The 17,486-nt window shown below is 51.4% G+C and carries 17 protein-coding genes, 1 tRNA gene and 1 pseudogene; 11 read left to right on the forward strand and 8 right to left on the reverse strand.

The window, feature by feature from the left end:
* Positions 1–2 precede the first annotated feature (2 nt).
* Together BQ5383_RS18595 and BQ5383_RS18600 are read right to left on the reverse strand one after the other, a co-directional pair.
* Positions 3–2,111: an aldehyde ferredoxin oxidoreductase gene (locus BQ5383_RS18595; protein WP_071434537.1), complete on the reverse strand. Its 2,109-nt coding sequence runs from the start codon at positions 2,109–2,111 to the stop codon at positions 3–5.
* 27 nt (positions 2,112–2,138) lie between these two features.
* On the reverse strand, positions 2,139–2,792 hold the full coding sequence (locus tag BQ5383_RS18600; RefSeq protein WP_071434539.1) for a ferredoxin-like protein: 654 nt from the start codon (positions 2,790–2,792) through the stop codon (positions 2,139–2,141).
* Positions 2,793–3,324: 532 nt separating this feature from the next.
* Here BQ5383_RS18600 and BQ5383_RS18605 point away from each other — a divergent pair.
* Positions 3,325–4,920 (forward strand): amidohydrolase, encoded by a 1,596-nt coding sequence (locus BQ5383_RS18605; protein ID WP_071434541.1) that lies wholly within the window; start codon positions 3,325–3,327, stop codon positions 4,918–4,920.
* A 358-nt stretch (positions 4,921–5,278) separates the two neighbouring features.
* Here the strand turns inward: BQ5383_RS18605 and BQ5383_RS18610 are convergent, their stop codons facing one another.
* Positions 5,279–6,133, reverse strand: coding sequence for a DegV family protein (locus tag BQ5383_RS18610; RefSeq protein ID WP_071434543.1), 855 nt, complete (start codon positions 6,131–6,133; stop codon positions 5,279–5,281).
* Between the two features lie 164 nt (positions 6,134–6,297).
* On the opposite strand from BQ5383_RS18610, the gene BQ5383_RS18615 reads away from it, so the two are divergent.
* Positions 6,298–6,843, forward strand: coding sequence for a DUF1836 domain-containing protein (locus tag BQ5383_RS18615; RefSeq protein ID WP_071434545.1), 546 nt, complete (start codon positions 6,298–6,300; stop codon positions 6,841–6,843).
* A gap of 59 nt (positions 6,844–6,902) precedes the next feature.
* Positions 6,903–6,978 (forward strand) — tRNA-Pro (locus BQ5383_RS18620).
* A 65-nt stretch (positions 6,979–7,043) separates the two neighbouring features.
* Here the strand turns inward: BQ5383_RS18620 and BQ5383_RS21370 are convergent.
* Both BQ5383_RS21370 and BQ5383_RS18630 read right to left on the reverse strand, forming a co-directional pair.
* Positions 7,044–7,469: a DUF4368 domain-containing protein gene (locus BQ5383_RS21370; protein ID WP_071434547.1), complete on the reverse strand. Its 426-nt coding sequence runs from the start codon at positions 7,467–7,469 to the stop codon at positions 7,044–7,046.
* 10 nt (positions 7,470–7,479) lie between these two features.
* Positions 7,480–8,541, reverse strand: a pseudogene (locus BQ5383_RS18630) (reverse transcriptase domain-containing protein); the annotation flags it as partial.
* A gap of 133 nt (positions 8,542–8,674) precedes the next feature.
* Between BQ5383_RS18630 and BQ5383_RS18635 the strand changes: the two are divergent.
* The 3 genes from BQ5383_RS18635 to BQ5383_RS18645 are packed head-to-tail and all read left to right on the forward strand — an operon-like array spanning position 8,675 to position 10,791.
* Positions 8,675–9,073, forward strand: a complete 399-nt coding sequence (locus BQ5383_RS18635; protein WP_021920679.1) for a hypothetical protein — start codon at positions 8,675–8,677, stop codon at positions 9,071–9,073.
* Between the two features lie 34 nt (positions 9,074–9,107).
* A complete protein-coding gene (locus BQ5383_RS18640; RefSeq protein WP_021920678.1) occupies positions 9,108–9,329 on the forward strand; it encodes a helix-turn-helix domain-containing protein in 222 nt (73 codons plus the stop codon).
* 22 nt (positions 9,330–9,351) lie between these two features.
* Positions 9,352–10,791, forward strand: a complete 1,440-nt coding sequence (locus BQ5383_RS18645) for a transposase domain-containing protein (RefSeq protein ID WP_235822015.1) — start codon at positions 9,352–9,354, stop codon at positions 10,789–10,791.
* A 15-nt stretch (positions 10,792–10,806) separates the two neighbouring features.
* Here BQ5383_RS18645 and BQ5383_RS20900 read toward each other — a convergent pair whose 3' ends face one another.
* Positions 10,807–11,130, reverse strand: coding sequence for a hypothetical protein (locus BQ5383_RS20900; protein ID WP_139193480.1), 324 nt, complete (start codon positions 11,128–11,130; stop codon positions 10,807–10,809).
* A 78-nt stretch (positions 11,131–11,208) separates the two neighbouring features.
* Here BQ5383_RS20900 and BQ5383_RS18650 point away from each other — a divergent pair, with 78 nt between their 5' ends.
* The 3 genes from BQ5383_RS18650 (at position 11,209) to xerA (ending at position 13,858) form a co-directional block, all read left to right on the forward strand.
* A complete protein-coding gene (locus BQ5383_RS18650) occupies positions 11,209–11,478 on the forward strand; it encodes a hypothetical protein (protein ID WP_071434550.1) in 270 nt (89 codons plus the stop codon).
* Positions 11,479–11,630: 152 nt separating this feature from the next.
* On the forward strand, positions 11,631–12,089 hold the full coding sequence (locus BQ5383_RS18655) for a hypothetical protein (RefSeq protein WP_071434552.1): 459 nt from the start codon (positions 11,631–11,633) through the stop codon (positions 12,087–12,089).
* 803 nt (positions 12,090–12,892) lie between these two features.
* Positions 12,893–13,858, forward strand: a complete 966-nt coding sequence (gene xerA / locus BQ5383_RS18660; protein WP_071434555.1) for a site-specific tyrosine recombinase/integron integrase — start codon at positions 12,893–12,895, stop codon at positions 13,856–13,858.
* Positions 13,859–13,933: 75 nt separating this feature from the next.
* Here xerA and BQ5383_RS18665 read toward each other — a convergent pair whose 3' ends face one another.
* Both BQ5383_RS18665 and BQ5383_RS18670 read right to left on the reverse strand, forming a co-directional pair.
* Entirely contained in the window at positions 13,934–14,827 is an 894-nt protein-coding gene (locus BQ5383_RS18665; RefSeq protein WP_071434557.1) for an ABC transporter substrate-binding protein, read from the reverse strand.
* Positions 14,828–14,909: 82 nt separating this feature from the next.
* A complete protein-coding gene (locus BQ5383_RS18670) occupies positions 14,910–15,737 on the reverse strand; it encodes a PfkB family carbohydrate kinase (RefSeq protein WP_071434559.1) in 828 nt (275 codons plus the stop codon).
* 269 nt (positions 15,738–16,006) lie between these two features.
* Here BQ5383_RS18670 and BQ5383_RS18675 point away from each other — a divergent pair, with 269 nt between their 5' ends.
* Positions 16,007–16,729 (forward strand): GntR family transcriptional regulator, encoded by a 723-nt coding sequence (locus tag BQ5383_RS18675; RefSeq protein WP_071434561.1) that lies wholly within the window; start codon positions 16,007–16,009, stop codon positions 16,727–16,729.
* A 22-nt stretch (positions 16,730–16,751) separates the two neighbouring features.
* Positions 16,752–17,471 (forward strand): GntR family transcriptional regulator, encoded by a 720-nt coding sequence (locus BQ5383_RS18680; protein WP_071434563.1) that lies wholly within the window; start codon positions 16,752–16,754, stop codon positions 17,469–17,471.
* Positions 17,472–17,486: the final 15 nt, after the last annotated feature.

Below are 17,486 nucleotides of genomic sequence, written 5' to 3' on the forward strand. Positions count from 1 at the left end.
GATTACGCGGGCAGCAGGTTCTTGGCTGCCAGAGCGTCAGCAACATCGGTCAGACCAAACTTCTCCAAAGTAGCTCTGGTGGGAGCACCGGTGGTCTCATCCCAACCAAACTCTTTGTAGAACATGGTCAGAGCAGTCTGCCAGTCGTCACGATCCAGCTTGACGGTGCCTTCCTCAAATGCCTTGAAGTCGGGATCCATGTCAAAGATGAAGTTGGAAACGACATCATGCTCATTTCTCATGTCAGTGGTGCCAAATGCCTCAACGGTCATAGCTCTCTGGAGCTGAATGACGCGCTCAGCAGCCTCATTGAGGGAATCCTCGGTCCACTCCTTGCCGGTAACAGCAGTCATGTACTGAGCCTCAACACTCAGGTCGCCCTTATAGCCGCGGTCCTTCCGGGGAGAGAAGGTCATGGGCCATACCCAGTTGCACAGGGTCATGGAGTCATGGATAACCTGACGGATGACACCGAACTTGGCAAACTTGGCCTTGTTCTCGTTCATGGGAGTGTAAGCCTTGGGCTTATCCAGAGCGCCGGTGCCGAAGATCTCCTCAATGATGGACTTCTGGAGATCATAAGGCAGACCGGAACCGGTGATGTTCACGATGGTATGGCACATACCGTCACGGTTGTAGATGATGTTGGTCAGCAGACCTACCTGAGCGGCGCACTCGTTGCCGTGATGACGCTTGCCGCCGATGGGGCCCCACAGGGTCATAGCCTGGCTGTGGATGTACTCATCACCCAGAATGTCATGATACCGCTCGCTGACGTTGTAAGCACCGTCGGCCAGGTGAGAGATCTCGCCCTTGTTGCTGGCAATCAGCTCCAGCATATCCTTGATAAAGGTAGGATCGCCGGCGTTTCTCTTATCCCAAGGAATGGAGTTGAACTCTTCCTCAGGCAGGATCTTCTTGAGCAGCTCGCAATCATTGTTCATGAAATAGACCAGAGTAGCGCTCAGATCGCCGTAGTTATCCCACAGGCCCAGATCATCAGCAATGGTGCAGCCCAGATAACCAGCCATGAACTCGCCGTCGCCTTCCTCAGCGATATCCTGGAAGGAGGGCAGCAGCTTGGCATAAGCGCCGTTAGCCATGCAGGTGTTGGCATGAGCAGCCTTAACACCAGTCTTCTCCTCCAGAGCAGGAACTACCAGAGAACCATAGCAGCGGACAGGGCAAGTGGCGCAGCCGGTCATCTTGACAGTGTACTTCTCAACCAGGTCGCCCCAGTCAAAGACAGCCTTCTGGCAGCGATAACCCATCTTGGTGGGCTCTCCGGGAGGAGATTCGCCGGTATCAACAGGGCCGCCCTCAGCAGCGCCCCAGGTCAGGCCGGGATGGCCGGTCCAACGGGTGCTGGCGTTCTCATACTCAGACCAGGACTGAGCAACGGTGGGAACAACGTGGTTGTTGTTGGAGCCCATCAGATCGCTCATGACGTAGTTGTTCAGTTCCAGAACCTTCTTGGCATCAGCCACATGAACAGCCTGGGTTCCATAGATGGCCAGAGCCTTGACCTTCTTGCTGCCCATGATGCAGCCCAGACCGCCGCCGCCGCTGTGACCGCCGTTGTTCATCATGTTGGACATCAGGATGCCGTTCTCACCGGCAGGGCCGATGGTGACAACGTTGACGCCGGAACCTTCCACGCGGCAGATCTCAGCCACAGTGTCCATGGTGGTCTTGCCCCAGACAAAGGTAGCGTCCTTAACGGAAACATCGTCGTCCTTGATGTTGATGTATACGGGGGTCTCAGACTTGCCCTCGATGATGATAGCATCGTAACCGGCATACTTCATCATGATAGCGGTGTCGCCGCCCATGTGAGCATCGACAACAGCGTTATTCTTGGTGAAAGTAGACAGGAAGGAAATGCTGGTACGGCTGGAGCAAGGGGCGCTGCCGCCGCAGTTGGGGCCGGCCGCGAAAACGACCTTGCTGGCCTCGTCCAGGGGCTTGGTACCGGCAGGAACCTCATCATAGAGGATGCGGTTGGCCATACCCTTACCGCCGATGTAATCAAAATATTTTTCACTGCTCTCAACAGAACATTGCTTGGTGCCAACGTTCACGCGGAGCATTTTTCCAGTCCAACCATTCATGGATCAAAAAACCTCCTTCATCCCTAATTACTGCTGCATAGCAGCTGCAACGTCCTCCCAGGGGATCATGCTGAGAGCGCTGGTGGGGCAGCCGCTGACGCAGGCGCCGCAGGTGATGCACTTGGTAGACTTCTTGGTCTCGGGATCCACCTTGGGCATACCCCAGGGGCAAGCCTGAGCGCAGGCGCCGCAGCCGACGCAAACGCTGGTATCTACCACACGGGCACCGGTGTTGGGATCGGGCTTGATAGCGCCCACAGGGCAGGCAGACATACAGGCAGCATCCTTGCACTGCTTGCAGGTCTCAGGACCCATGTCCCACTCGCCCAGGAAGCCGCCGCCGTGAGCATAGTCATCAGCGATGGTGGTGGAACCAAACACAACGCTGTCACGGACATTCAGGCGGGCCAGCCAAGGCTGAGCTTTGCCGTCATTGGCCAGGGTGCAGTTGGTCTCGCATCTCTGACATCCGGTGCATTTGGCACGGTTAACCACCAACAGCATTTCGGGAAGGGCCACGGTCTCCACAACGCCTTCATCTACCTCTTCCTGGGTGCAGCCAAAAAGAGTAAGCATAGCGGCGGTCATGCTCAGACCGGCCAGTCCCTTACCGGACATCTTCAGGAACTGACGTCTGGTATACTCTTTATCAAGTATACCTTTTTTCATTTCTTCAGACATTTCTTCTCCTCCTTATAACAAGGTGCTTGCGAAAAGCGCTATGAATCAGGCTTCATAACGCTTGCATATTTATTGTATCGTAAAACTTACGTCTTGTCAATTAATTAACATCTATTTCTTTGTTTTTCTGGTTATAATGTAATAATAGGTGTGTTTTTTCTCTGTGTAAATTACACATTTTGCCATTCAAAATTTAATAAAACTTCAATCAGAAGTCAACGCGCTTAAAAAATTCATTTTGCGGTCACAAAAGCTCGTTTTTAAAAGATATAACATGATATAATATAGATGTTGAAATGGTACATTGATTTGTATGGATTTATTTTCATGGGGGTACTCTATCACAAAAGTTTGCCGATACCCCTTCCCATAACCGGCTCAATTATCATAAACGCAAGATTTCGTCCTGTCTTGTCCCTTTGCCCAATGGAACAATTTTGGCAAAAGAATTTTTCCTTTGCCCATATCTGGCGCAGCGATCTGTATTGCATTAGCCTATACCGTATGATACCTCATCAGGAAAGGAGTTTTTATGGAACAAAAAACACTGTATTATGGCGGCAACATCCTCACAATGGATGACCATTTTCAAGGACAAGGTGTCCTGACCCAAGGCGCCCGAATTTTGGGCGTTGGCGAACTTTCCCAGCTGAAGGCTCAGGCAGGAGATTGTACAGTGGTGGACCTGAAGGGAAAAACGCTTCTGCCCGCCTTCATCGATCCCCACAGCCATATCACATCCCTGGCACGCACTGTGGGGCTGATTCACCTGGCGGGAGCTGCCAGCTTTGAGGAACTGTCTGGGCGAATCCAGCGGCATATGACAGAGTTTGCTCCTCAGCCCGGAGAATGGGTGATGGGCTTCGGCTATGACAATAATCTCATGCCTGGATGCCGCCACCCTACCAGAGAGCTGCTGGATCGGCTTTGTCCTGATAACCCTTTGCTGATCTCTCATGCTTCCGGACATATGGGAGTGGCCAATTCCGCTGCTTTGGCGGCGCTGGGCATCACTGATCAAACTCCAGACCCTGATGGAGGAAAAATTGGTCGTGAGGAAGGGACCAGGCAGCCCAACGGCTACCTGGAGGAAACTGCTTTTACTATGCTGGGTTCCCGGCTGCCTCAGCCCGACTTTGCGCAGCTTTCCAAACAGATACAAATGGCGGAAAAAACCTATTTCCGTTACGGCATCACAACCATACAGGATGGATTGACCCGTGAAAGCGAATGGAATCTGCTGAAGAATATGGACCAGGCAGGCGCTTTGACCGCGGATGTGGTGGCCTATATCAATATGGTGGATTCTCAAAAAGTATTAGAGGAGAATCAAAAATATCTCCATGCGGATGGCCATCTTCGCATTGGGGGCTACAAAATTTTTCTGGACGGTTCACCTCAAGGAAGAACCGCCTGGATGAGTAAACCTTATCTGGGTGAGCCGGCTGATTATACTGGATACCCTATTTTCTCAGATCAGCAGGTAAAAGAATATATCCGCACTGCTCTGGACCAGCAAACACAGCTCCTTGCTCATTGCAACGGCGACGCTGCGGCGGAGCAATTTCTCCGCTGCTGTGAAGAGGTACAGCGCGAAACAGGAAAAAACATCGCTTCCATTCATCCTGTCATGATTCATGCCCAGCTGCTCCGCCGGGATCAGCTGCCGCGGCTGGTCTCCCTGGGAATGATCCCCTCCTTTTTTGTTGCTCATGTATACCATTGGGGAGACGTGCACATCCAAAACTTTGGTATGGAAAGGGCGGCTTTCATCAGCCCGGTTCATTCCGCCATTCAAGCAGGGCTTTCTCCCACTTTCCATCAGGATACCCCTGTGATCAGTCCGGATATGATGGAAACGCTGTGGTGTGCGGTCAACCGGATCACACGAGATGGTGTTGTATTGGGAGCGCAGGAACGAATCTCCCCATGGGAGGGGCTAAAGGCCATTACCATCAACGCTGCCCGGCAGTACCGGCAAGAGGATGTGAAAGGTACCATTGCACCGGGTAAAAAAACGGATTTGGTAATTTTGGATCGCAATCCCCTCACCTGCCCTGTCCATGAGCTGAAAGACATCCAAGTGGTCACCACCATTCGTGAGGGACAAGTCGTTTATCATGCCTGAGGTAAAAGCCTGCTTTGTGATTATTTAACCTGTGTCAATAAACAGAGGCGGAAGGATGAAAATATCCTTCCAGGGGGACCCAGTCCCCCTGGATACGCCGCTTGGTTCCTGACGAAACCAGCGGCGATACCCCCGGTTTCGCGCCCCTGTGGGCGCGGGGCGTGGTATAAAAATCAGGCACATGTCCTGATTTTTATGATTTTAAAATTTATTTCTTTCTTGAAAGAGTTTTTTCTACAGTTTGAGGCGGAAGGATAAGAATATCCTTCCGCCTCTCTGTTTTTCCATATTTGCTGATATTTTCTGTCCCGCCTGTCATGGGGCAGCTGCATACCATTTTTAATCAGAAAACATCTGGTTAATCCAGTCTTTGTACCCCTATACCCATTAGTCCTGGTCCTGTATGTACCACTAACACCGGGGTGATCTGCCCTTCCACATCTACCTGCTGTCCAGGCAGCAGCTCAAGCAGCTCCTTTTTGACTTCCTCCGCTTCTTCCGGCGCTCCTCCGTGCATTACCGCCAAGCGGCAGCGGTGTCCTTTGGCAAAATCCGCCGCCAAACGAACCGCACACTGGAGGGATGCTTTCCTTCCCCTAGCCTTTTGGACTGTATAGTAAACGCCATCCTCATTGCAGGAAATGACAGGCTTGATCCCCAGCATAGTACCCAATGTGGCCGAAACCAAGCCGATACGTCCACCCTTGCGGAGATATTCCAGTGTGGAAACACAAAAATATACCTTTGTCTCCTTTACAGACCGTTCCAGTCGCTCAGCAATCTCTTCCATCTCCAGCCCTTGTTCTGCCAGTTCCCGGGCCAGCATGACAGTAAAGCCTGCACCAATACCAATATTTTTAGTATCTATCATCCGGAATTCCAGTTTACCAAATTCCTCCGCCGCTGCCTTCATCACCTGCATGGTGCCGCTCAGTCCGCTGGAAATATTGATAATCAAAACTTGCCGGTATCCATCCTCCCAAATCTGTTCCAGCATTTGTTCTACTTCACTGCTGCTGGGCAAAGAAGTTTTGGGAATTTCCTGCTGGAAGCGGTCATAAATCTCCTCGGCGGTGATATCAACCCCATCCTTATAACTGCTGTCTTTATAGTGGATGCTCAGCGGAACACAATAAATTCCCCATCTGCGCCGGTAATCTGCGGGAACATCCCCGCCTGAATCCATCAGAATCGCTATTTTCCGCTGTTCCATTGGCTCACCTCATTAAAAAAATCGAATCATTTAGTATTTAAAACTAGAATATCATGTGTGTAAGTATATGTCAATGTAAAAAGCGATATTGACACTTTTTTTTCATCCTGCTATCATAAATGGTGACTTTATGACCCATGTAAAAGTAAAAGGAGTGATGGCAAATGGAGCGCTTTGAAGATTCCCCATTGGCACAGGAAATGACGCAATTCCACTGTCCAAGAATGAATGAGTTCCCAGACCTGGAATTATATATGGATCAGGTGCTGACCATTTTGCAGAATGTCCTTTCTCCTTTTGCTGAGGACAGCAGAGAAAAGTTCATCACATCCACCATGGTCAATAACTATGTAAAGCAGAAAGTGGTTTCTCCTCCCCAAAAGAAAAAATATAACCGCAAACATTTAGCTTATCTGATGGTGGTATGTATTTTAAAGCAGGTACTGAGCTTATCAGAAATCTGTCAACTGATCCGTCACCAGATTTCTACCTACCCTATTGAAGAAGCTTATGATTTTTTCTGTGCCCAAATTGAGATGACCCTCAAGGCCACTTTCACCGACCGGGATTTTTGCTGTCAGCCGCCAATGAAATCCCAAACGCTTGAAACACTGCTGGTTCAATCCGCGGCACTGGCCTTCGCCAACAAAATTTATATGCAAAAGTATATTCGTTTTTGTAAAGAACAGCAGGCTGCAAAAAAAGATTAATTTTTTTCTGAAACCCCTTGCAATCCATTCAGAAATATGATATTATAATCAAGCTGTTTCTGGGTGTGGCGCAGATGGTAGCGCGCTACCTTGGGGTGGTAGAGGCCGTGGGTTCAAATCCCGCCACTCAGACCATGCGGAGTATCATTAAAGGATCTGAAAAGGTCTGCTGATGATACTCCGCATTTTTATTTCCAAATCTATATGGCAATCTGTGCGGGGGCGTAGCTTAATGCTACGCATTTTCTCGTTTCCAAAAGAATGTCCTGCTCAGGGATTTTCCGGCGATCCGGCACCTCAAATGCACCGATGCAGTTGTAATGGATCGTCACCCGCTGATTGGTAACACCGTCCTCCTTGACCGCAGGATAGACCTCGATGTACTGAATGAGCTCGGCAACCATGCGCTTGGTGATGGTGGTGGCGTCGGTGTAGCGGCGCACCGTTTCCAGAAAGGTATCCACATCCATCCGCTTATCTTCCAGCTTTTTCAGCTCCAGCCGCAGGGCCTTGATCCGTCCGGCGTTCTCTCCCTGCTCCTGCTCATATCGCTTGGACATTTTGGCAAAACGGGCATCGTCGATCTTGCCGGACACATTGTCCTCGTAGAGCCGCTCAAAGAGCATGTCCAGCTCCCTAGATAGGTTGGTCGATTCCTGATACATACCGTACCATTGCCGACTTCCCGAATCGCTCCTTTTCGCTCTCGGTCATTGCACCGCCTTCTCGAACAAGTTTGCACCCGGTTTCTGTATTGAGCCGGTTGGTTAAAACTGTCATGACCTGCCTGTGGATTTTTCTGCAATCAATACTGATACAGGTAGCGAGCTGAAAATAATTCTGTATTCCCAGAACCATTGAATTGAACAGCCTTATCTCGTCTAAAGGTCTTTTTCTTTTGGACGGTCTGGCAATCCGTTTCGCTTGTTCCACCAGCTTTTGCCTTTCCAGTTCCAACTTTTTGTCACAGATATGAGATTGCACAGCGTACCTACCGCTTTTTGGTCTGACCCGTATCTTGAATCCGAGAAACTCTGAATAGCGTTCTCTGGCATTGACTATCCTTGTTTTCTCCGGCGATACTTCGAGCCTTAGCCTCTCAGTTATCCACGCTGTTACAGCTTCTTTTGTTCTCATAGCGTCCTCTTTATCCCGACAGAAGATTCTGAAATCATCTGCATATCTCACGATGTACATTTCTTTCAGTCCCGTTTTCCTCATTTTGAGAAATGCCTTGCTCCGGTCAAAAGTAATCGAGTTTCTGATTTTCCTCTCATACCCGTATTCCTTTACAAGAGGGTGGTTCTGCCATTGGCTCTCTACCCAGTTATCCAGTTCATTCAGCACGATATTCGCAAGTAGCGGTGAAATGATACCACCTTGCGGTGTGCCTTTGTCTGGAATGAGGGTAGTGCCGTCTGGCATTCTAATCGGTGCTTTCAGAATCCGCTTGATAATAAAAATCAACTGTTTGTCGTGTATTCCCAAAGCCCATATCTGCCGCACCAGCTTACTGTGATTTACATTATCGAAAAAGCCCTTTATATCAAACTCAATCACATAATGCAGATTCATTCGCTGGAGCATGGTATAAGTTCTCTGCATGGCGTGTTCTACGGAGCGGTTCGGGCGAAAGCCGTAGCTATTGTCGCTGAATTTCGCTTCGCAGATAGGCTCCATGACCTGCTTGATACATTGCTGTACTCCTCGTTTGCGAAGTCGTTGTCGGTCTTAATCCATTCGTACATCACGTTCACCCCCTTCCTGGGCTGGGAGCCATATCTCGATTATACCAGCACCAGGAAGGGACACACAAGGAGGAAACAGCAGCATGAAAGCAGAACTTAAACGAGCCGCCGACCTCGTCGCCTTCCAGCGGCGCGAGGCCCTGTCTCGGAAGCGGCTCTCGGGAGACCCCCGGAACCCCTTCCGCCCCCGGTATGGCGCGGAGCTGACTTTCGCCGCCGCGTCACAGGAGGCCGAGACCCTGGGCTATATTCTCAAATTGCTTGAGAAGGAAGCGGCCCGGGAGTGTGCGAGGCGGGTCTTCCCCACGCTGGACGCGATCCTCGACTTCGTCGTCGGCCTGGGCCTCATGGCCCTCGGGGGCCTGGGGCTCGCCGCCGCGTGTGTCGTGGCAGGAGCGCCGGACAGCTTCACCCGTGCGGCGGCACTGCTGGGCCTGGGGTTTATGGCAGCGGTCAACCTGCACCGGCAGAAGCGGAAGTAAATCTAAGAACGACTACACAGGAAGGAGGACAGCGGTGAAAAGCAACGGTAAACTTTGCCCCCTGGGGAAGCTCGTCGTCAAGGCACTCACTGACCAGGACAAGACGAAGACGCAGCTCGCCGCCGAGATCGGAACGTCGCCGCAGTATCTAAGCTACATTCTCTACGGCGTCCGCTCGGGCGAGAAGTACCTCCCGGCGATCATCGCGGCCCTCAACCTCGACCCCCGGAAGGTCGAGAAGGTAACGGCAGCGTAACACCAGGAAGGGAGGGACAGGAGTGCCGGACGTATTCATCGGGCTCAAGGAGGCCGCAGAGTTTGAGGGCGTGAAGTATAACACCCTCGTCCAGCGGATCAAGCGAAGCCCCAATCAGTACAAGACCAGAACGCAGCCCCAGGAGAACGGCGGCAGAGAGCAGGTGCTCGTCTCCGTCGACTCCCTGACAGCCAAGGGCCGAAAGGCGTGGCGGGCGGCACAGAAGATAGACGGGAGGGACGTCGTCATAGAGAAGCGAACAGAGTCCGCGCCCTGGTATGTGGGCGTCGACCTCAACCACTACACCGAGCAGCACAAGAAGGCGTTCTACGAGGCCGTCGAGCTGGCGGCGAGGGTGCAAGACTTCATCGACTACGACGGCCCCGACCGCACGGCCTACGCCGAGCGGTACGCGCTGGGCCTGGGAGTGAGTCTCCCGACCCTCTACCGCTACGTCGACAACATCCTCAAGGCGAACGCCTGGGCCCTCAAGATGGAGAAGGAGGACGGCCAGAGCCGGGACTATTTCCGGGCGCTGTCCTTGTGTCGGAAGCCGAAGGCGACCGCCACCTTCCCGAGTCTCACGGATGAGCAAAAGGCGCTCATTCAAAATATATGGTTCGACCGGCGCTTCGCGGCCAACCTGGGAACGATCGAAATGCTCTACGAGAAGTTCGAGGAGGTCGCCGAGGGCCGGGGCTGGGAGAACTACCCCAGCATCAAGACGGTCGCCCGGTACATCAAGCACCTCATGGACAGCCGGGGCGGAGAGTCGGCCCGCTACCTCGCGGCCAACGGCTCCCGGGAGTGGAAGAACAAGAAGATGCTCAAGGGCAAGCGCGACGCGACGAGCCTCAAGGTCATGGAGTACGTCGTCGGCGACGAGCACACCTTCGACTTTTGGGTTCAGTGGGTCGCCCCGAACGGGAAGATCAAGGCCGTCCGCCCGAAGCTCGTCGCATGGATGGACATGCGGAGCCGGGCGATCGTGGGCGACGTGGCTTGTGTGGATGCCAACAACCAGACCCTCAAGGAGAGCCTCGTCAAGATGCTCTACTCCCACCCGGGCGGCGTCCCCCACATCCTCCACGTCGACAACGGCAAGGACTACACGGCGAAGACCATGACCGGCCAGAGCCGCAAGAAGCGGAACATCGACTTCGAGTTCGACGCCGAGACCGTGGGCTTCTACCAGAGCATCGGCATCGAGGAGGTCGGGCGGTCGCTCCCCTATCAGCCGTGGGACAAGCCGATCGAGCGCTTCTTCTCGACCGTGTGCTCCAAGTTCTCGAAATGGTTCGAGAGCTACACGGGCACCCTCACCGGCTCCAAGACCTACGCCAAACGACAGAAGGACGTCGACGGTAACACCATCTATTGTAATTGTTCAGTCGAAGTTGGAATCATCGTCAGCTGGGAATGTGGTTGCGTATGTAATCTCAGAAAATGTTCGTGTAATTGAGGGAACGATAGTATTTTATGCTTGATCTTGGGCAATGAAATGTAGTTCTCCAAATACAGAAGTGCAGTCATTACTTATATACACATCAATAGTCCCGCTTGGGCGCACAAATATAGCACTCCATCCATAAGGCCCATACGAATATTCCATATTATGTTTCATAAAAGCAGGTCGGAATCCTTCGGGTATCTGAGCGATTGCACTATAGCTTCCAGTCTTAAATCCATCAATTTTTCTAATTGATATCTCAACAGAGACAACACCCTCTTGATCCTTGTAGTACACATTTTCATAATTGGCGCTGCCCGTGTGAGTTTCATATCCATCAGATAACGGCAAGTTGAACTTCTGCGGCGGTGTTTTCTCCGCCTTATTCGACTAATGCGGAAATAAAAATTAAGTTAGGAGTGAAAATCTATGGATTATAAGCACTCTTGCGTTATTGATGCGCAAAATCTCTATAAAACCTTTGTGCTGTTACTCATTGTGGAAAATGAGGAACACCAGCAGGAGGAACAGATCCAGTATTATACCCTACAGGAAGGCGAACAGCTTTTAGATACCGCCCCGCCTGCCATGCGGCCTTATGCGGGCGCTGTGGGCTTCGTTTCTCCCAAGTGGGATACAAGCACCTCTGCATGGGTTGAGGCCGCAACCGAGGAAGAAATTGCTGACTGGGAAGCGTAGCACCCGGCCCCGGAGCTGCCCGATCCCCCGCAGCCGTCCGGTGACTTGGAGCAGCGCGTGGCTGATCTGGAAAGCGAAAAGGCCGATAAGACAGAAGTGCAGGCCGTGTGGGATCAGATGGCCGAAGCCTATCAGGAAGGAGTGCAGAGTGCATGAAAAACCAAGAATTAGTGCTTGATGTGATGCGCGCCCAGGGTAAGTCCGACGCGTTGGATCTCCGAGCACGGGCGGCGGAGCTGGACGGTACAGCGGTGATTGCGGAGGAGGCAAAAGCGCCAGCCTGGGACAGCGGTAAGGATTACTCCTCCTGGCCCGTGGGGGCCCCTGTGACGGATGTTGGGCAGGTGTACAAACTGCTCCAGCCCCACAATGCCAGCCACTACCCGGACACTACCCCAGCCACGTTGCCCGCGCTGTGGTCGGTCTGTCACACCAAAGACCCCAATAAGGCAAAGCCCTATATGGCCCCCGACGGCCAGAGCGGCATGTACATGACAGATGAATGCTGCACGGATGAGGGGCATGTCTGGCGCTCCAAGGTTGACAACAACGTGTGGGCCCCCAGCGGCTATCCGGACGGATGGGAAGATCTCGGCCCGGTTGAGGAATAGTCCCTTATCGGCGAGGCCGACCAGTGAAAATGGTCGGCCTTGTCGAATAAGGCGGAGATTGGACCACCTCAAAGGTTTTTGCTACCTCTCTCTGATGACTGGCAGATTAGTAGTGCTGCATACTACTGGAAAAACCAATTTGGCCTGGTTACTGTAAGCTTTGAATTAAATAAAGGCACCACTGATGAAGATATTATATCGCCGGGATTCCACAATTTGGCGGTGTTGCCGGAAGGATTCAGACCCATCGGGTACACTGCTCACACAGCTGCTGTGATAAAAGGGGTAAGCACTATAAATTCATGTTATGCGTGGATTTATCCGGACGGACGAATGGTAACACAGCTTTTTAATACCGGAAATGAGGTCATTGGGTCTATATTATTTTATCCTTAATCGTCAGCAATGTAAGAAAAAAAGCCAAATGCATAGAGGTACTTTTCAGTCGCGGTCGGTCCTACCCTAATTAATATTTCTCCGGTGCTTCCACTGATGAATCCCCATGTACTCTCCCTTACTTGCTGGTTTGACATAATTATGCAAATAGGCATATCACCTTTTGGCCTAAATCCAATAGGCAGTATCCCAAGGATGTCATTTGTAGCTACAAAACCCGATTTTTTTTGACTTCATAGAAGCATCCAACCTCATTAAATTGGTTTCTCCAATATACACTTTTGGCTGTGTGTGTAAATAATTCTGTGGTGGGCAATGGTAGCTCCATTGGTGGTGCTACATTCGCCTTATTCGACAAAGTTGTAGTTTTCCCGTTATACTAAAAGCAAAAACGGGAGGCGTTGGGTATGGATGCAAAACAGGAATTAGTGGGACAGCTTGCGGCATTGATGCCGGGGATGGTGGAGGAAATCGCTCGTATTGTGGGAGATTACCGGATCAGTCGAGAGCTATCACGGGAGCGGTGCGGGCTGGAGCGGAAAGTATCCGCATTTCTGGCGGCAAGAAAAATCGACGGTCTATCACCTAAGACCTTAAAGAACTACCGGGAAATGCTGAGCGCTTTTGCTGCAAAGGTAGAAAAACCGGTGACCCGGATCGATACAGACGATATTCGGGGCTATATCGCCTATTTGGCCCAAGAGCGTGGACTAAAGGACAGTAGTATCCAGACCCACATTAATACCCTACGGAGCTTCTTTTCCTGGTTGGATCAGGAGGATGCGATCCGTAAAAATCCTATGCGGAAGATCAAATCTCTCAAGTTGGACAAATTCCAGGCCCGCAGGCCCCTTACCCCAGAGGAGCTGGAGCGGCTGCGGGACGGTTGCCGCTCCTATAAAGAAAAGGCCCTGGTGGAGTTCCTGGTCTCCTCTGGCTGTCGTCTTTCGGAGGTGGCAGGAATACGTGCCGATCAAATCGACTGGCGGGAACGCAGTGTGGAGGTGTTAGGAAAGGGCGGTAAGCGGAGGGTGGTGTATTTCTCGGTCCGCGCTTCGCTTATGCTCAGGGCCTATATAGAACAACGCAAAGGCGGTGAGGCGCTGTTTGCCAGCAGCAAGGCTCCCTATGAACCTATGTCTCCTCGGGCCATCGAGCGAGCCGTGGAGACGGTCGGCGTCCGGGCTGGAGAGCGGAGGCGGATACATCCCCACCTTCTGCGCCATACCTTTGCCACCAATGCTCTCCATGGGGGAATGGATCTCACGGTTATCCAGCACCTGTTAGGACACAGCGATCCAAAGACAACCATGATCTATGCAGAACTTCGGCCTGATGCTGTTAAATATGCTTATGAGCGAGTCATTGCATAAAGGCGCTCACAGTGCGTCAATACATTGTGAGCGCCTATAGAATTAGTTCTAAAAAATATGAGGATTTTTCTTAAATTAGATGTCCGCATTTCTCATAAATCTTGTCGCGCAACACTGACCCATGGCAAAGTTCTGGTGAGCCATATCGTGGGAAATAGAGTTGGGGAATTCGTTGAAATAGCCCTTGGTGTTGAGCTCATTGAACATATCCAGAGCGGTAACATAGCCGGGATCGGTGAACTCGCCGGTGGTCTTCTCATAGTCCTTCATACGGACATCCTGAGGAACCAGCTTCTGGTTGAGGCCGGTGATGTAGTGGCAGGCAGCCCAGGGATACTGGTCACCAAAGGCCAAAGGAGTAACGCCATTGCTCTTGAGGGTCTCGCAGAGGGTCAGGAACTCATCCCAAGTGGTGGGAGCGGTCAGACCGTACTGATCGAAGATCTCCTGATTGTAAACAAAGAACTTGCCGTTCAGACGCAGCGGAATACCATAGTTCTTGCCATCAGAGCTGAAGGGCTCCAGGCCGGCTTCCATCAGGGTGCTTCTCCAGGCGCCGTTGTCAGCGTCCAGAGCCTCGGTCAGATCCATAACAGCACCGGCAGCAATGAACTTTCTGGCGAACTCACCGCTCCAGGAGAAGAACACGTCGGGGCGGTCGTCAGAACCCATCATAACTCTCAGCTTATCCTTAATAGGCTCGTCGGCAACAGCTTCAGAAACGATGGTGATGTTGGGATGCTCTTCCATGTAGGCGGCAACGATCTCATCAAAATATGCAACGTTTTCAGGCTGAGGCCATTTGTGGAGGAACTTCAGGGTAATCTGCTCTCCCGAAGTCTCGGAAGAGGGAGCCGCCGCATCGCCGCTGCTGCTGGGAGCAGCGGAAGAAGAAGCAGTGCTGCCGCCGCAAGCGGCCAGACCCAAGGTCATTGTCAATGCGAGAAGCAAGCATATCAGTTTTTTCATTCGTAGTAATCCTCCTGTCGTTTTGTTTTATGATGTAACGGCCGGTATTAAAAGTCCCCCAAGCCGTTAACTCCTCAAACTTTCAGCGAATGTCGGTTTCGTAACCGAAAGTTCCGGCAACCAGACAATTCTTGGCGGCAAACTCGGCGGCATTGGCCATGCTCTGCTGAGTTTCCTCACCGCTGTAAATACCCGCCAGATAACGGGCAATGAAAGAATCTCCAGCACCCATGGTATCCACCACATGGTCGATATGGTAAATACCCTGATGATAATAAACACCGTCACGATAGAGCATGGAGCCCTTGAAGCCTCTTGTCATCAGGATGTGCTTGGGGCCAAGCTCCGCTACCTTGGCAATAAAATCACGGAGCACTTCCTCTTCCCCATCGCCGCCGGAGAAAATGGCAAAGTCCACATAAGGAAGTGTATCGCGGATCTCTTCCAGATTCAGGTGGTCGGAGTAGTCATAAGAAATAGCGGGGCCAATGGCCTTCATCTGAGGAAGACTGTCGTTGATGCCGCTGTAAACGCTGGTGTGAATCAGCTGGTATGTAGCGATAAACGCCTCGTCTTCCTTGTTCAGTACAATGTTATGGGAAACACCCACCGAACCGCCCATATCGCCGCTGAGGAAGGTTCTGTCACCATCCACCAACGTTACGTTGGCATAAGCGTTGGGCCCCTCCATAACACGAACATGGGAGGTGTCCAGCCCCTCGCTGCGAAGGGCCGCCAAAACATGAGCGCCAGCCGCATCGGTGCCCAGACAACCAATATAAGCTGCCTCCGCCAGGCCGGACCGCTTGGCCAAAACCGGCACGTTCACCGCGTTTCCACCAGGATACATCTTGTTTTTATACAGGTACCGGTCCACCACATTATCACCGATACCGATGATACGAAACATTCGACTTCCTCCTTTCGCAACTGGTATAGTATAATACCAGTTCATGAGATTAGTTTAACACCGTTGATATTCAAAGTTAATAAAAACCTGTTAACATGTGGTATTAAAACTATACATATTTTAGTCCAATTTTTAATGCATTTCCGCAAAACGTTCCTTGATGTAAAGTTTTTGCCAAGAGCTATTCATTTGCCCCGCTTTGTATGATATACTAATATCAAATAATCCCCCGCCCGTTTTTGGGCGTTTGATATAAGGAGGAAAACGCGGTGAAAAACCTTTTTGACCCAATGGTCATTCGTGGGATGGACCGCATCGCTCAATTGATTATAGAGGAGGAGATGAAACCTGGTTCCCCGATTCCCTCCCCCGGTGAGCTTTCCCAGCTGCTGCTGATGCCGGAAGATATCATCTCCAGAGCACTGCTGCAGCTTTTCTATGAAGGTACACTTAACGGCGATCCCGGCACACAGCAATATTGTGTCGCTCCCCCAAAGCTGGTTCTTAACGCCTGGCCTACCATCGACCACTTTATCGGAAAAGAATCCATTTCCCCCACGGTTGCCTTTTTTGCGGTGGTTGAGGCCTCCAAGGCTGTTTCCAACGCTCTGAGACTGCCCTTGGGCATCAATGTATATTGCCTGCGGCGTCTGTATCAGATACCACAAGGCCCCCGCATTCTGGTCACCTCTTACCTGCCGGAAAGCAGATTTCCCCATTTGATGGTACATGACTTTTCCAGCCATTCTCTTTATGATGTACTGGAAAAAGAATATGGTATCCAGGCGGACAACCAGTTTCTCGATTTTCTGGTGGATTCTCCAACGGAGGAAGATTGCCAGCTGATGGGAATTTCTCCAAAAGAGCCATTGATGATCCTGTCCCGTCAAACGTTCAGTCAGTTCGGCGATGTTTTTGAATACTCCATTTATAAAAACCCCGGCCGAAACACCTGTTACAAAAGCACACCTACTCTGAGAGGCTCTATGTAACCAAAAAGGAGGTCTCCCGTCCTTGCAAAATACACTGCCAATTCATGTACAACTGGAAAATCTGATCCGCGATAAAATCGCCAACGGAGAATACGCCATCGGCTCATGTCTGCCGTCGGAACGGCGGTTGGCGGAAACCTATGGCATCAACCGCCTCACTGTGCGCGCGGCACTGAAAAACCTTCGGCAGGAAGGTTTGATTGTAGCTCACCAGGGACGGGGAAACTTTGTCAATTCCGCCAGAATGCGTTTAAGCTTTTCCAGCATCCGCGGTTTCGGCACTCAGCTGAAATCTCAGGGTGTGGTTCACACCAGCAAGGTGCTCATTGCCCAAAAGGTTCCTGCCAACCACAAGCTTTCCCGCTGCTTTCAGCTGCCCATGGGAACCCCTCTGTATCATTTGACAAGAATCCGGATTGGGAACAGCCATGCCATCGTTATTGACGACACCTACTTCCCATTTTCCCTGATCCCCGATGTGGAAAAGATCGATTTTTCTGTAGAGTCCCTGTATCATAATTTTGAAAAAAATCAGATCATCCTGGCTGAAGCGAGGCAGACGTTGATGGTGACCATTCTCACTGATGAGGACGCACAGTTGCTGGAACTGCCTCCCAACAGTCCGGTTTTCTGCATCAATCATCAGGTATCCGATGTCTCCGGAAGGCTGGTGGAATATACCCTTTCCTACGTCAACCCCGAACGGGCCAATATTACATCCTATTTAAAAAATCAGCTCTGAAAACAGCTCCATACC

This window comes from Angelakisella massiliensis (assembly GCF_900104675.1).
In the GTDB taxonomy this organism is placed as follows: Bacteria; Bacillota; Clostridia; order Oscillospirales; family Ruminococcaceae; genus Angelakisella; species Angelakisella massiliensis.